12 protein-coding genes are annotated in these 14,587 nt (G+C 71.9%); 8 read left to right on the forward strand and 4 right to left on the reverse strand.

Features of this window, described 5'->3' with window-relative positions:
* Position 1: 1 nt before the first annotated feature.
* Both FXF60_RS06130 and FXF60_RS06135 read left to right on the forward strand, forming a co-directional pair.
* Entirely contained in the window at positions 2-1,018 is a 1,017-nt protein-coding gene (locus FXF60_RS06130) for a DUF559 domain-containing protein (RefSeq protein ID WP_151524569.1), read from the forward strand.
* 238 nt (positions 1,019-1,256) lie between these two features.
* The gene (locus FXF60_RS06135) at positions 1,257-2,633 is read left to right on the forward strand and encodes a YcaO-like family protein (RefSeq protein WP_151524571.1); all 1,377 of its coding nucleotides are present in this window, start codon (positions 1,257-1,259) and stop codon (positions 2,631-2,633) included.
* Here FXF60_RS06135 and FXF60_RS06140 read toward each other — a convergent pair.
* Entirely contained in the window at positions 2,630-3,481 is an 852-nt protein-coding gene (locus FXF60_RS06140) for a class I SAM-dependent methyltransferase (RefSeq protein WP_151524574.1), read from the reverse strand. The genes FXF60_RS06135 and FXF60_RS06140 overlap by 4 nt on opposite strands.
* Positions 3,482-3,556: 75 nt before the next feature.
* Positions 3,557-5,209 carry an alanine/glycine:cation symporter family protein gene (locus FXF60_RS06145; RefSeq protein ID WP_238335734.1) on the reverse strand — a complete coding sequence of 551 codons (1,653 nt, stop codon included), beginning with the start codon at positions 5,207-5,209 and terminating at the stop codon, positions 3,557-3,559.
* 179 nt (positions 5,210-5,388) lie between these two features.
* Here FXF60_RS06145 and valS point away from each other — a divergent pair, with 179 nt between their 5' ends.
* Genes valS through FXF60_RS06175 form a run of 6 tightly spaced genes read left to right on the forward strand, consistent with a single transcriptional unit; the run spans position 5,389 to position 12,338 of the window.
* Positions 5,389-8,079, forward strand: a complete 2,691-nt coding sequence (gene valS / locus FXF60_RS06150) for a valine--tRNA ligase (RefSeq protein WP_151524579.1) — start codon at positions 5,389-5,391, stop codon at positions 8,077-8,079.
* A 9-nt stretch (positions 8,080-8,088) separates the two neighbouring features.
* Positions 8,089-8,853, forward strand: coding sequence for a DUF4129 domain-containing protein (locus FXF60_RS06155; RefSeq protein WP_151524581.1), 765 nt, complete (start codon positions 8,089-8,091; stop codon positions 8,851-8,853).
* Entirely contained in the window at positions 8,850-9,383 is a 534-nt protein-coding gene (locus FXF60_RS06160) for a hypothetical protein (protein ID WP_151524583.1), read from the forward strand. The genes FXF60_RS06155 and FXF60_RS06160 overlap by 4 nt, the downstream gene beginning before the upstream one ends.
* Positions 9,380-10,423, forward strand: a complete 1,044-nt coding sequence (locus FXF60_RS06165) for an AAA family ATPase (protein WP_437440851.1) — start codon at positions 9,380-9,382, stop codon at positions 10,421-10,423. Before FXF60_RS06160 ends, FXF60_RS06165 begins: the two co-directional genes overlap by 4 nt.
* Positions 10,423-11,787 (forward strand): DUF58 domain-containing protein, encoded by a 1,365-nt coding sequence (locus tag FXF60_RS06170; protein ID WP_151524585.1) that lies wholly within the window; start codon positions 10,423-10,425, stop codon positions 11,785-11,787. The genes FXF60_RS06165 and FXF60_RS06170 overlap by 1 nt, the downstream gene beginning before the upstream one ends.
* Before the next feature lie 2 nt (positions 11,788-11,789).
* Positions 11,790-12,338: a hypothetical protein gene (locus tag FXF60_RS06175; RefSeq protein WP_151524587.1), complete on the forward strand. Its 549-nt coding sequence runs from the start codon at positions 11,790-11,792 to the stop codon at positions 12,336-12,338.
* A 40-nt stretch (positions 12,339-12,378) separates the two neighbouring features.
* On the opposite strand, the gene clpX is transcribed toward FXF60_RS06175, so the two are convergent.
* Both clpX and FXF60_RS06185 read right to left on the reverse strand, forming a co-directional pair.
* Positions 12,379-13,656, reverse strand: coding sequence for an ATP-dependent Clp protease ATP-binding subunit ClpX (gene clpX / locus FXF60_RS06180; protein WP_151524589.1), 1,278 nt, complete (start codon positions 13,654-13,656; stop codon positions 12,379-12,381).
* 186 nt (positions 13,657-13,842) lie between these two features.
* Positions 13,843-14,553, reverse strand: a complete 711-nt coding sequence (locus FXF60_RS06185; protein ID WP_151524591.1) for an ATP-dependent Clp protease proteolytic subunit — start codon at positions 14,551-14,553, stop codon at positions 13,843-13,845.
* Positions 14,554-14,587: the final 34 nt, after the last annotated feature.

The following is a 14,587-nucleotide window of genomic DNA, read 5'->3' on the forward strand; positions in this document are numbered from 1 at the left end:
GGTGGACCCGGCGCGACGGCGGGACGGATCGGGCCGGGAGCACCCTGTGGACAACTTCTGCGCCACATCCGCCCACTCGGGCAGCGTGCTCGGTATGCCGCTCGACCTCACCCGGCCCTTCCTTCGTCAGGACGGACTCCGCGCGGGCCTGACCAAGCACCAGCTCGACGGACCGACCTTCCAGTCTGTCTTCGGTAGCGTCCGACTGTCCAGCGACGTCCCGATGAGCGAGGAGATGCACGCGCGCTGCGCCCAGCTGGTCGTACCGCGCGGTGCTGCGAGCCACGGCACGGCGGCGCGGATCTGGGGCGGCGTCGTGCCGGAGGACACGAGCGCCCACGTCACGGTGCCGACCTCCGGCGACCGCCGCTCCCGACCGGGGCTGGCGTGCCACGTCAACGCGGCCGCCCTGGTCCGGTGGCGCGACGGACTGCGCCTCACCACCCCGGCCCAGACATTCCTCGACCTGGCGGACACGTTGGGCCTCGTCGACCTGGCAGTGCTCGGCGACTCGCTGGTGCACCGGGGTCGGCTCTCCCTCGAGGAGCTGGACGAGGTGGTCCGTGCGGACCGGCGAGGGGTCCCGCGACTCGCGCTCGATGCCGCTGCGCTGGTGCGTGCGGGAGCGGAGTCCCCCATGGAGACGCGGACCCGGCTGCTCCTCGTGCTCGCCGGGCTGCCCGAACCGGTGCTGCAGCACGTCGTCGGGGACGACCGACACCGGTTCCGGCTCGACCTGGCCTACCCCGAGCTCACGATCGCCGTCGAGTACGACGGCCGCCAGCACGCGGACGACACCCGCCAGTGGGCGCACGACCTGGCTCGGCGCGAGTGGCTCGACGGGCAGGGGTGGCGCCTCGTCGTCGTGCGCAGCGAGGACATCTTCGGTATGCCCTGGGCCACGGTGCATCGGGTCGCGCAGGTGCTGGCGTCGCGCGGCTACGTCAAGCCGCTGCCCGGGACCGCACCACCCCGCTTCACCCAGCACTTTCCCGGGCAGCCGTGGCGCCGCGGCTGACATCGGGCCAGCGGACGTCCCGACGACGCGCTGACACGGACCGGGCTCGGTGCGGTTGCCGGTCCGGGCCGGGCCGGTTAGCGTCGTGAGCACCACGACAGAGTTTCACTCGACGTGGAGCTCGGGAGGAGAGGATGACGATGGCATGCGTCGCCTACAACCTGTCCGCAGCGATCGAGAAGAGCGAGGTGGATCCGGCTGAGCTGGACCAGCTCGTCGCCACGTGGGGCGCCACTGAGTGACCTTCACGTCCTGGCGAAGGACGACCGGGGAGTTCACCCTCCCCGGTCGTCCTTTCCTCTGGGGAGGCCGGGCGGAGCGCGAGCTGTCCGGGGACCAGGCCTGGCGGCGCGTGCACACCGACCTCGAGCACCTGGGGTGGAGCAGCAGCGCCCGATGGTCCGAGCGCACCGGCCCGACCACGGCGCAGTGCATCCTGCGTGAGGGCGAGGACGAGATCGGCCTGGGCGTCGGGGCGGGCAAGGGCCGACTCGACGTCGCCATCGTCGGCGCCCACTTCGAGGCCGTCGAGCACGCGGTCACCGGGCCGTCCTGGGCGCCCCGGCTGCCGGTGGCGCCCGTCGACCGCAGCGACCCTCGACTGGTCGACGCGTGGCAGGGTGAGGAGTGGCTGGACGACCTCCGCACCACCTCACCCCTGAGCTCGGTCTGGGCCACCGGCCTGGGCACCACGCAGGCCTTCCCGGCTCCCCTGTTCCGCAGCGCCCCGTGGATGCTGGACGACACCCCGGAGGTCGCGGCGCTGCGCCTGCGCACGGGGGACGACACCGACTACGGCCCGGTCGCGGCATACTCCACCAACAGCGGGAGCGCGATCGGCGCCACGGCCGAGGAAGCCGTCCTGCACGGGCTCAACGAGAGCGTGGAGCGCGACGCGCTGTCCCTCTTCCTCCTCCTCCACGTCCTCGCGGGCAGGCCGGCACCGCCCCGGATCGAGATCGCTCCCTCGGACGAGGACCTCACCTCGTGCCGCGCGGCTGCCGAGCAGACCGTCGGGCAGCCGATCACCCTGCTGGACATCACCACCGACCTCGGTGTCCCGTGCGTGCTCGCCCTCGCGGGGACCGGCTCGCCCCGTCCGCTCTACGGGTCGGGCGCCTCCATCGGCCTGCGCGTCGCCGTCGAGCGGGCGCTGACGGAGGTCGTCCAGGGGTTCCTGCTGCGGCAGGCGGTGGACCACCCCGGCACCTCGGATGATGCCGGTCCGGGGGTGGGGCCGGGTCCGGCATACCTCCGGCTCTCGGAGGAGCAGGCGACCCAGCACCGCCAGGTGGAGGACCGGTTCGCCGGACATCCCGCCCTGCTGCGCTGCGCGACGCTGCGCCTCGGTGACCTCCCTCCGCCCGAGGGCATCTCGCACGTGCCGCCGACCGCGGCCACCGCCTCGGTGACCGAGCAGGTGCGGGCCGTGGTGCGACGTCTCGAGGAGGCAGGTCACCGCGTCGGATGGGTGCCCCTGCACACGTGGCCGTCCGGGACCACCGTGGCGCAGGTGCACGTGCCGGGTCTGGAGCTGTTCCACCAGGTGCTGGTCGGGCACGCTCCCCGCCCCGGCGCCCGGGCACGCAGGAGACGGGAGGCGGCCGCGGTCTAGCTCCGAGCCGCCAGGCTGACGAGCGTCACGTGGGCGTCCTGCTGGTCGATCCGGCCGCGAGGCTCGAGCCCGAGGTCGGAGGCGGCAGTCAACGCCTGCCGCGAGGCCCACCGGCACCGCCCGTCCACCGACAGCCTCCACTCACGCGCGAGCTGGAGGACGTCGTCGCCGTCCGACCCGTCCGAGACAGACGCCAGCACGACCCGTCCCCCCGCGCGGAGGGACCGCGAGACCGCGCGCAGGGCCGGGAGAGCCTCGTCCTGCGCCACCATGGGCAAGGACAGCCAGACCAGGTCGTGGGTGGGCCCGGCAGGCAGGTCCACGACGTCGGCATGCTCCAGCCGGACCCGCTCCGCGACCTCCCGACTGCGCACCACGTGACGCGCCAGGTCCAGGACGGCGGGATCGACGTCGATCCCCAGGACCGCGGCCCGGGGCCAGCGCGCCGCGACGCTGCTCGCGACGCCGGCGACGCCCGTCCCGACGTCCAGCATCCGGAAGTCCGTGTCGACCAGCTCGCGCAGCCCCGGGTCCTGCCCGCCCAGCTCCTCGAGGACCTGCACCAGCTCGGCGCCCGAGGCGAGGCCGGTCTCCAGGAGGTCCTCCGGCTCGGCCCGCCCCTGCCCACCCGTCGTGCTCGCCACCTGGCCGAGCTCGCGTCTCAGCGCCCGACGGACCTGCGCCGTCACCCCGTCCGGGGCCGAGCCGCCCCAGCGCGAGGCTGCGAGGGCGCGCAGGCGGTGCCGCGCCTCCACCTCCGGCTCCTGGCCGGATGCGCTCTCGGCGAGGGCGGCCGCGAGCCACAGCGCCTCCGTGGCTCGGCGGGCGAGCGAGGGTTCCTGAGTCATCCTGGTGATCCTCCCGGACGCGGCGAGGGCCGGGAGCGTGCTCGCTCCCGGCCCTCGTCGTTCGTGCGGTATGCCTCAGCCGCGGCCCCGCGGCGTGGTGGCGCCGCCGGCCCCGAAGCCGTCGTCGTCCGGGTCGGCCGCCTGGTTGCGACCGGAGGAGTCGACGACCTGGGTCTCGTCCGCCAGCTCCTCGACCGCGATCTCCTTCTCGTGGTCGAGCTTGCCCAGCTCGAAGAGCTTGCCGGAGCGGTAGTCCGCGAAGTACTCCTTCATCTCCTTCTTGATCACCGGGAGCAGGAAGTAGACGCCGAGCAGGTTGATGAAGGCGCAGAGGAAGAGGATGACGTTGGTGAAGTCGATGAGCTGACCGAAGCTCAGCACACAGCCCATCACCGTGAAGAGCAGGAAGACACCGCGGTAGATGGCCACCGAGGTCTTGCTGTCGTTGAACAGGTAGGCCCACGCCCGCTGGCCGTAGTAGGACCAGGTGATGAGCGTCGAGATCGCGAACAGTGCGACCGCCAGCGCCAGCAGCAGCGGGAACCAGCTGATGGCCGACTCGAAGGACTCGGAGGTGACGACCACACCGTCGGCGGCGGCCTCCCCGTCGAAGTAGCTTTGCCGGGCGTCGTTGTAGAACTGCGTGTCCGCGATGATGATGGTCAGCGCGGTCATGGTGCAGATGAGCACGGTGTCGATGAACGGCTCGAAGAGGGCCACGAAGCCCTCCGACACCGGGCGGCGCGTCTTCACCGTCGAGTGCGCGATCGGGGCCGAGCCCAGACCCGCCTCGTTCGAGAAGGCCGAGCGCTGCAGTCCGACGATGAGGGCACCCAGGAAGCCGCCGGCCACGGCCTGCGGGGCGAAGGCGCCGGCGACGATCTCGCCGATGGCGGCCGGGATCTGGCCGATGTTGGTCAGGATGACGAAGAGGCAGGCCAGGACGTAGATGCCGCCCATGAAGGGCACCAGCGTCGAGGTCACCCGCCCGATCGACTTCATCCCGCCGATGATCACCGCACCGATGATCAGCGCGATGATGACACCGATGCCGAACTGCCAGGCCAGCGCGACGAAGGGCGAGTTCTCCCCGCCGGTGACCTGGACCAGCTGGGCGTAGGTCTGGTTCGACTGGAACATGTTTCCGCCGGCGACGCCGAAGAGCAGGATCGCGATCGCGAAGGCGCCAGTCAGCCCGACGGACAGGAACTTCGGGAACTTGCTGAAGGCCACCGGGAGGTACTTGAACGGCCCGCCGGAGACGGTGCCGTCGGCGCGGATCTCGCGGTACTTCACCCCGAGGGTGCACTCGGCGAACTTGGTCGCCATGCCGAGGATGCCCGCGCAGATCATCCAGAAGGTGGCTCCGGGACCACCCATGACGACCGCGGCGCCGACACCGGCGATGTTGCCGAGCCCGACGGTGCCGGAGACGGCGGAGGTCAGGGCCTGGTAGTGCGGGATCTCACCGGGGTCGTCCGGCGAGGAGAACTTGCCCTGCACGACCTGGCGGGCCAGGTTCAGTCCGCGCAGCTGCGGGAAGCCGAGGTAGCAGGTGATGACCACGGCACCCACGAGGAGCCAGGCCACGATCCACGGCATCGGGAAGAAGTCCGGCGCCCAGAACAGGACGGTGTCGAACCAGACGGTGAGGTTGGTGAAGGCGGCGTCGACGGCACCCTCGATGGCCTGCAGCCACTCCGGGTCGTTCGTCTCCGTCACACTCATGGGCACGGGAATGGATCGCAACATGCGTCACACAGTGAGACAGAAGCGGCCGGTGGTCAACGACATACCCCCATCGTGACCAAATCGTGACATGCGTGGGGAACACGTGGCCTGCGGTGCTCGTTCGGGTCCCGAATCCCGGTCGTTCGGCAGCCACGGGGTCTGTGACAATACCGAGCATGAACCTCCCGCACCAGATCGCCCCCTCCCGCCCGGCGCAGCTGCCCGAGCGGCCGTCCGTGGACGGCCTGGAGGAGAAGTGGGTCGGGGTATGGAAGGACACGGACACCTACGCCTTCGACCGGGACGCCGCGCTGGCCGGCCCGCGGGAGCAGATCTTCGCGGTGGACACCCCTCCGCCGACCGCGTCGGGCACCCTGCACCTGGGCCACGTCTTCGGCTACACCCAGGCGGACTGCCTGGCCCGCTACCACCGGATGACCGGCAAGCAGGTGTTCTACCCCATCGGCTGGGACGACAACGGGCTGCCCACGGAGAAGCGGGTGCAGAACTACTACGGCGTGCGCGGTGACGCCTCGCTGCCCTACGACCCCGACTTCACACCGCCGCAGCGCGGTGGGGAGGGCAAGGCGCTTCGGGCTGCCGACCAGGTGCCGGTGAGCCGGGCCAACTTCATCGAGCTCTGCGAGGAGCTGACCGTCATCGACGAGCAGGCCTTCGAGGAGGTCTTCCGCCGCCTCGGCCTGGCGATCGACTGGAACGTGCAGTACCGCACCATCGAGGACCGCTCCCGCGCCGTGGCCCAGCAGGCCTTCCTGCGCAACCTCGCGCGGGGGGAGGCCTACACCTCCGAGGCGCCCGGGCTGTGGGACATCACCTTCCAGACGGCGGTCGCGCAGGCCGAGCTGGAGGCGCGCGACTACCCCGGCGCCTACCACCGGGTCGCCTACCACCGCCACGGCGGTGACCCGGTCCACATCGAGACGACGCGCCCCGAGCTGATCTGCTCGGTGGTCGCCCTCGTCGCGCACCCCGACGACGAGCGGTATGCCGACCTCGTCGGCACCACGGTCACCTCGCCGCTGTTCGGCGTCGAGGTGCCGGTGCTGGCCCACCCGGCCGCCGAGATGGACAAGGGCGCCGGCATCGCGATGTGCTGCACCTTCGGCGACATGACCGATGTGATGTGGTGGCGTGAGCTGGACCTGCCCACCCGGTCGGTCATCACCCGCAGCGGCCGCTTCCAGGCCGAGACCCCCGAGTGGGTCGCGGGCGGCCCGGGTGAGCACCTCTACGCCGAGCAGCTCGCCGGGAGGACCACCCACTCCGCGCGCGAGGCCACCGTCGCCGCGCTCCGGGAGAGCGGCGACCTGGACGGCGAGCCGACGAAGACCCAGCGCAAGGCCAACTTCTACGAGCGCGGCGAGAAGCCGCTGGAGATCGTCACCAGCCGGCAGTGGTTCATCCGCAACGGCGGACGGGACGACGGCCTGCGGGCGGACCTCATCGCGCGCGGCGACGAGATCGACTTCCACCCCGGCTTCATGCGCAGCCGCTACAAGAACTGGGTCGAGGGGCTCAACGGTGACTGGCTCATCAGCCGGCAGCGCTTCTTCGGGGTCCCCTTCCCGGTCTGGTATGCCGTCGACGCCCACGGCGAGGTCGACCACGACCGGGTGCTGGTCGCCGACGAGGCCAGCCTGCCGGTGGACCCGGTGAACGACGTGCCGCCCGGCTACGCCGAGGAGCAGCGGGACACCCCGGGCGGGTTCACGGCCGACACCGACGTCATGGACACCTGGGCGACCAGCTCGTTGTCCCCCCAGATCGCGGGCGGCTGGCCGACCCAGGGAGGTCAGGGCGCCGGATCCGACGCCGAGCTCTTCGACGCGATCTTCCCGTTCGACATGCGGCCGCAGGGCCACGACATCATCCGGACCTGGCTCTTCGCCACCGTGGTGCGGGCGCACCACGAGCACGGGTCGCTGCCGTGGTCCGACGCCTACCTCAACGGGTGGATCCTGGACCCGGACCGCAAGAAGATGTCCAAGTCCAAGGGCAATGCCTCCACCCCCCTCGACATGCTGGAGGCCAACGGCACCGACGCGGTGCGCTACTGGGCGGCCGCGGCCCGGCCGGGCGTGGACACGGTCGACGACCCCGGCCAGGTGAAGGTCGGGCGGCGGCTGGCGATCAAGCTGCTCAACGCCAGCAAGTTCGTGCTGTCCTTCGGTGAGCTGCCGACCGACGCCGACCCCGCCTCGCTGGTCACCGAGCCGCTGGACCGGGCCATGCTCGCGGGCCTGTCGGAGGTGGTCCGCCGCGCCACCACGGCCTACGAGAGCTGGGACTACTCGACAGCGCTGGATGCGACCGAGTCCTTCTTCTGGGCGTTCTGCGACGACTACCTGGAGCTGGTCAAGGAGCGTGCCTACGGCGGCGAGTTCAGCGCACAGGGCCCGACGACCGACCCCTCGCCGGAAACCCTCTCGGCCAGGGCGGCGCTGCGGCTCGCCCTGTCGGTGCAGCTGCGCCTCTTCGCCCCGGTGCTGTCCTTCGCGTCCGAGGAGGTCTGGTCGTGGTGGCACGACGAGGGCAGCTCGGTGCACACCCAGCCCTGGCCCGTGGTGGAGGAGCTGGACCTGCCCGGCGCCGACGCCCCGCCGGCCCTGCTGAGCACCGTCGGCCAGGCCCTCGCCGGTCTGCGCCGGGCAAAGTCCGAGGCCAAGGTGAAGATGCGCACCGAGATCTCCGGCGCGACCATCGCGGGTCCCCCCGCCGAGCTGGACCAGGTCCGCGCCGCCCTCGGTGACCTGCGTGCGGCCGGCAAGGTCGTGGGCGAGGTCGCCTTCGCCGAGGCGGACACCCTCGCGGTCAGCGACGTCGCCCTGGTGGTGGACCCCGCTTAGGGTGGAGCCATGCGCAGGGGCATGAGGTCGACCGTGGTCCTCGCCGTGCTCGCTGCGCTCGCGGGTCTGACGCTGCTGCTGTGGAGCTCGAGCAGCGGGTCCTCGCTGGTCGGCCCGCCCCAGGGCACCTGGGGCACCCCGTCCCTGGGTATGCCCGATCTCCCCGCGGTGACGGAGGCGCCGTCGCAACAGGTGGGCGACGGTGAGCTGCGGGAGCAGGACGGCCGCGCCGTGGACTGGCTGCTCATCGGCTTCCTCGTCATGGTGGTCGTCGTCATCCTCATGGTGCTGCGCATGCTGCTGGACCGGCAGCGGGACGAGCGTGAGCCGCTGGGGGTCGAGGACGACGAGGAGCTCGTCGCCCTGCTGGAGGCCAGCGGTGAGGACGTGCGCTACCGCGCGCTCGCCGAGGGCGACCCGCGCAACGCGGTCGTCGCCTGCTGGGTCGCCCTCGAGGACGCGGTGCGCCGCTCCGGCCTGCGCCAGGACCTGTCCGAGACCGCTGCCGAGCTGACCCGTCGGGTGCTGTCCCGGTGGGACGTCGACGCGACTGCCATCCGGGAGCTGTCCGAGACCTATCGCGAGGCCCGCTTCTCCCGGCACCCGGTCAGCGAGCAGCAGCGGGACCGCGCCGTGGCCGCCCTGGAGCGGATCCACGAGGACCTGCGCCGACGGGTCCTCGCCGAGCAGGCCAGGATCGCCGAGCAGGAGGCCGAGGCCCGCGCCGCCGCGGGCGACGGGGCGGGCGACGGGCAGACCGGAGCGTCCCGGTGAGCCCCACGGCGCACGGCGCCGCCGTACCGCCCACGCTGCGCCGCTTCCTCGTCCCGGCGCTGGTCTGCGCCGTCATCATCGGCGGGTTGCTCTACTACATCGGGTCCCTGCCGCACTCGCTGCCGGTGGTGGTGCTGGCCGTGCTCCTCAGCGGGCTCGTGGTCGCCCTGACGATGTGGGGGATGACCAGCACCAGCCAGGACGTGGAGCAGGCCTACTGGGTCTCGACCCCCCGGCAGGAGTCGGCGCCACCTGACGCCATGGACTACCGGCTGCTCCGGCTGCGCCGTGACCTGCGCGACGCCGTCGAGCGGGACGACCGTGGCGACGAGATCTACCCGGTCATCCGCGAGCTCGCCGCGGAGCGCCTGCTCGCCCACCACGGCGTCGACCTGGACGCCGAGCCCGAGCGCGCCCGCGAGGTGCTGGACCCGCACCTGCAGGCCTATCTGGACCACCCGCCCAGCGACACCCGCAAGCGCAGCCGGAGCGCGCTGCACACCGCCATCGAAGGAGTCGAGAAGCTGTGACCGACACCCCCTCCGCCCCGCCGACCGCCGACCCACCGCTCGAGGTCCCCGAGGTGGCCCGGCGCTGCGCCGAGGTGCTCGACCGGGTCGAGCAGGCCGTCGTCGGCAAGCGCGAGGCCCTCACCATGGTCCTCACCGCGATCCTGTCCCGGGGGCACGTCCTGCTCGAGGACTACCCAGGCCTGGGCAAGACGCTGGCCGCCCGGTCGTTCGCGCAGACGCTCGGGCTGGACTTCACCCGTGCCCAGTTCACGCCCGACCTGCTGCCATCGGACCTCACCGGCTCCTTCGTCTATGACCAGAAGGCGGCCGAGTTCGCCTTCCGCCCCGGACCGCTGTTCACCGGTCTGCTGCTCGCCGACGAGATCAACCGCACCCCGCCCAAGACCCAGTCGGCGCTGCTGGAGGCGATGCAGGAGCACCAGGTGACGGTCGAGGGCCAGACCTTCGCCCTGCCGCAGCCCTTCCACGTGCTCGCCACCGCCAACCCGGTCGAGTACGAAGGCACCTACCCGCTGCCGGAGGCGCAGCTGGACCGGTTCCTGGCGCGGGTCTCCTTCGGCTACCCCAGCCCCGAGGAGGAGTGGGACGTGCTGCGCCGCCGGGTCTCCCGGCAGACCGAGGACCAGCACCTGGACGCCGTGACCGACGCGGACGGTCTGGCCGCGATGCAGGACGCGGTCGAGCGGGTCCCGGTCGAGGACGACATCTCCCGCTACTGCGTCGAGCTGGCGAGCGCCACCCGTCGCCACCGGGCCGTCCTGGTCGGCTCCTCACCGCGCGGCTCGCTGGCCCTGATGCTCACCGCGCGGGCGTATGCCGTCATCCACGGCCGCGACTACCTCACCCCCGAGGACGTCAAGGCGGTGGCGCACGCCGTCCTGGACCACCGCATCTCGATCAAGCCCGAGCTGTGGATGTCCGACACCGGTGGCGCGAGCGTGGTGACCGCGGCGCTCGGCCAGGTGCCGGTCCCCGGCTCGCGCACCGGCGCCTCCACCGTCGACGACGCGGACCACGAAGCCTCGGCCCAGGTCTGATGGCGCGGGTCGAGCGGGCCGACGCCTGGCGCCCCACGCACGCCGTGCTGCGCTGCCTGGTCGCCGTGCTCGTCTTCGTGCCGGTGGCGCTGCTCTTCCGGCGGCCCGACCTGCTGGTGCTGGTCAGCCCGTTGGCCGTGGTGCTCGCGTGGGGACTGGCGACGCGGCCGGTCGAGCGACCGGACCATCGCTTCGCGCTGTCGCACGCGCAGGTGCGCGAGGGCGACCAGGCGCTGGCCGTCGCCGACCTCGAGCCGGTGCAGGACGCGGAGATCCTCTCCGCCGCCCTCACCCCCGCGCCCTTCGTCGAGGCCGTGGTGCAGGAGCGGATGCGCCGGACGTTGGACAGCGACGACCTGCCGGTGCAGCGGACGGCAACCGTGGCCGACGCCGAGGGGCCGCTGGTGCAGGGGCGGCGACGGCTGCTCGTCGGCGTGCGGGTCACCCGGTGGGGCGTGCGGCGGATCGGGCCGATGCAGGTGGCCGCCACCAGCGCCTGGGGGTCGTTCCGCTGGGGGCCGCTGTCGATGGAGGCGCAGGGCCTGCGGGTGCTGCCGCAGCCGGCCGCCTTCGACACCTCGGCACCGGCACCCCACCCCCGTGGCCTGGTCGGCATGCACCGCTCCACCCGACCCGGCGAGGGCAGCGAGTTCGCCAGCATCCGCCCGTTCCAGCTCGGGGACCGGCTGCGCCGCATCCACTGGCCGCGGTCCACGCGCACCGGTGAGCTGCACGTCACGTCGAGCTACGCCGACCAGGACACGCACGTCGCGGTGCTGGTGGACGCCCACTACGACCTGGGCAGGTCCGGCGGGCTGTCCGGCGAGCAGAGCTCGTTGGACCGGTCGGTCCGTGCCGCTGCCGCCATCAGCGAGCACTTCCTCCAGCAGGGGGACCGGGTGAGCCTGCGGGTGCTGTCGGCGCGGACGCCGCTGACCGTCCCGGTGGGCACGGGCAAGCGGCACGGCGTGCGCATCCTGGACACCCTGAGCCGGCTGCAACCTGCCGCCGACGACCAGACGGACCCGCGCCGGGTCCACCTCGGCGTCGGCTCGGGCACGCTGGTGGTGATGATCTCGGCGCTGGTCTCCCCGGACGCGCTCACCCAGGCCGCGATGCTCGCCGCCCGCGGCCTGTCGGTCGTCGTGGTCGACGCGCTGGTGGAGTCCGGCGAGGGGGTGGTGCCGAGCGCCGAGCGCGACCCGCTGGCCCGCACCGCCTGGCGGATCCGGATGCTGGAGCGGGACCGGGAGATCCGCGCGATCCGCGCCCAGGGGGTCGCCGTCGTGCCGTGGCTGGGGCCGGGCAGCCTCGACGTGGTGCTGCTCGAGCTGGCACACCGGCGGCGCGGGGCGGTGGTCTAGCCGTGGGCGAGCTGCGGGAGCACTGGGTCAACCTGCGCACCGCCACCCCCAGCCACCGTCGGGTGCGGCTGCTGGCGGTCCTCGGTGCGCTGGGGTATGCCGCCTCCCTCGCCGTCGCCGGTGGTGGCGGGCCGGTCGCGTGGATCGGCACGGTGCTGCTCGGTGCCCTCATCGTGGTGCAGCCCAACGGGATCATGCCGGGCTTCTTCCTGGTGTGGGCCGTCGCCGGCTGGTGGGCCGGCGTGCCCGGTCCGTGGCACTGGGCGCTGCTCCCGGCGGCGTGGAGCGTGCTGGTCGTCCACGCCAGCGCCGCGCTCGCGGCGTCCGTCCCGCCGCAGGCCACGGTGCCTGCGTCGGTGCTGCGCCTCTACGCCGGGCGGGTGGGCATCGTCGCGATGGTCACCGTGGTGGTCTGGGGGCTGGCGGCGCTGGTGACGGGCGCCGGCGACGGCGGCGGAGCGCTGCCGAGCGTCGTCGGGCTGGCGCTGCTGGCGCTGTCCCTGGTCGGCTACGTCCGGCTTCGCGAACGCCAGCGGCAGACCCGGCCCTGAGCGGATCCCGGCGCGAGGTGCGCGGGGCGGACCGCTGCGGTCAGGCGCTCTCCTTGCGCTGCTGGCGCTTGCGGGGCGCGACGTCGCGGCGGACGATCGTGGGGTTGACGTTCTCCTGCACGACCTCCCGGGAGATGACCACCTTGGCGATCTCCTCGTCGGAGGGGACGTCGAACATCACCGGCAGGAGCACCTCTTCGAGGATGGCGCGCAGACCGCGGGCACCGGTCCCCCGCATCAGCGCCTGGTCCGCGATCGCCTCGAGCGCGTCGTCGGCGAACTCCAGCTCGACGCCGTCGATCTCGAACATCTTCTTGTACTGCTTCACCAGCGCGTTGCGCGGCTCGGTGAGGATGTTGACCAGCGCGTCCCGGTCCAGCGGCGACACCGTGGTGATGACCGGGAGGCGGCCGATGAACTCGGGGATCAGCCCGAACTTCATCAGGTCCTCGGGCAGCACGTCCCCGAAGTGCTCCCCCGCGTCCTTGGCCGACTTCAGCTCGGCCCCGAAGCCCAGACCCTGCTTGCCGGTCCGCGACTCGATGATCTTCTCCATCCCGGCGAAGGCGCCGCCGACGATGAAGAGGACGTTGCCGGTGTCGATCTGGATGAACTCCTGGTGCGGGTGCTTGCGCCCGCCCTGCGGCGGCACGCTGGCGACCGTGCCCTCGAGGATCTTGAGCAGCGCCTGCTGGACCCCCTCGCCGGAGACGTCGCGGGTGATCGACGGGTTCTCGCTCTTGCGCGCGATCTTGTCGATCTCGTCGATGTAGATGATGCCCGTCTCGGCCTTCTTGACGTCGAAGTCGGCCGCCTGGATGAGCTTCAGCAGGATGTTCTCGACGTCCTCACCGACATACCCCGCCTCGGTGAGCGCCGTCGCGTCGGCGATGGCGAAGGGGACGTTGAGCATCCGCGCCAGCGTCTGCGCGAGATAGGTCTTGCCGCACCCGGTCGGGCCGATGAGCAGGATGTTGGACTTGGCGATGTCGACGTTCTCGTCGCTGCCGCTCTTGCCCTCCCCGGCCTGGATGCGCTTGTAGTGGTTGTAGACGGCGACGGCCAGGGCCCGCTTCGCGGGGTCCTGGCCGACGACGTAGTTCTGCAGGAAGTCGAAGATCTCACGCGGCTTGGGCAGCTGCCCCAGCCCGAGGTCGCTGGACTCGGCCAGCTCCTCCTCGATGATCTCGTTGCACAGGTCGATGCACTCGTCGCAGATGTAGACCCCCGGGCCGGCGATCAGCTTCTTGACCTGCTTCTGGCTCTTTCCGCAGAAAGAGCACTTCAGCAGCTCGCTGCTCTCGCCCATCCGTGCCACGTGGTCGTCCTTCCTGCGTCTGCCCTGTTGCCATGGTGCGGGCCGATGCTCGCTCGCCCTGCCTGTCTGCCCGACGCTACCTTGCCTGGTGCTCTTTCGGCAGGGTTTTACCACGGTGATCCGCGTGTTGCCGCGCACCGTCCGCTGTCAGCGCAACGCCACGCGGATCACCCCGCGGTCCTGCCCTCAGTCGTCGAGCGAGGCCTTGCGCGAGGCCAGCACCTCGTCGACGAGGCCGTACTCCTTGGCCTCCTCGGCGGTGAGGATCTTGTCGCGCTCGATGTCCTTCTGGACCTGCTCGGCGCTGCGCCCGGAGTGCTTGGCCCAGGTCTCCTCGAGCCAGGTGCGCATCCGCAGCACCTCGTTGGCCTGGATCTCGATGTCGGACGCCTGGCCGTAGTCGCCGCCGGCGAGCGCCGGCTGGTGGATGAGCACCCGCGCGTTCGGCAGCGCGAAGCGCTTGCCGGGGGCACCGGCCGCGAGCAGCACCGCGGCGGCCGAGGCGGCCTGGCCGATGACGAAGGTCTGCACGTCCGGCTTGATGTACTGCATCGTGTCGTAGATCGCGGTGAGCGCCGTGAACGACCCGCCGGGCGAGTTGATGTACATGAGGATGTCGCGGTCCGGGTCCTGGCTCTCGAGCACGATGAGCTGGGCGATGATGTCGTCGGCCGAGGCGTCGTCGACCTGCACCCCGAGGAAGATGATCCGGTCCTCGAAGAGCTTGGTGTAGGGGTCCTGACGCTTGGTGCCGTAGGACGTGCGCTCCTCGAACTGCGGCAGGATGTAGCGGCTGCTCGGGGTGAGCGGGCTGCCACCGCCGCCGTGCTGGTGCTGCGCCGGGGCCGCGCCCGTCCAGGCGCCACCGGCATACGGGCTGTGCTGGTTGAAGGTCATGGTGAGGTCAGCTCTCTTCTCGCGTCGGGTGGCC

Source organism: Serinicoccus kebangsaanensis, from assembly GCF_008919445.1.
Lineage (GTDB): Bacteria > Actinomycetota > Actinomycetes > Actinomycetales > Dermatophilaceae > Ornithinicoccus > Ornithinicoccus kebangsaanensis.

Coding starts and splice junctions, on each gene's coding strand:
- FXF60_RS06170 (WP_151524585.1), top strand. CDS start 10,423: ATGGCGCGGGTCGAGCGGGCCGACGCCTGGCGCCCCACGCACGCCGTG.
- FXF60_RS06185 (WP_151524591.1), bottom strand. CDS start 14,553: ATGACCTTCAACCAGCACAGCCCGTATGCCGGTGGCGCCTGGACGGGC.
- valS (WP_151524579.1), top strand. CDS start 5,389: ATGAACCTCCCGCACCAGATCGCCCCCTCCCGCCCGGCGCAGCTGCCC.
- FXF60_RS06140 (WP_151524574.1), bottom strand. CDS start 3,481: ATGACTCAGGAACCCTCGCTCGCCCGCCGAGCCACGGAGGCGCTGTGG.
- FXF60_RS06145 (WP_238335734.1), bottom strand. CDS start 5,209: ATGAGTGTGACGGAGACGAACGACCCGGAGTGGCTGCAGGCCATCGAG.
- FXF60_RS06155 (WP_151524581.1), top strand. CDS start 8,089: ATGCGCAGGGGCATGAGGTCGACCGTGGTCCTCGCCGTGCTCGCTGCG.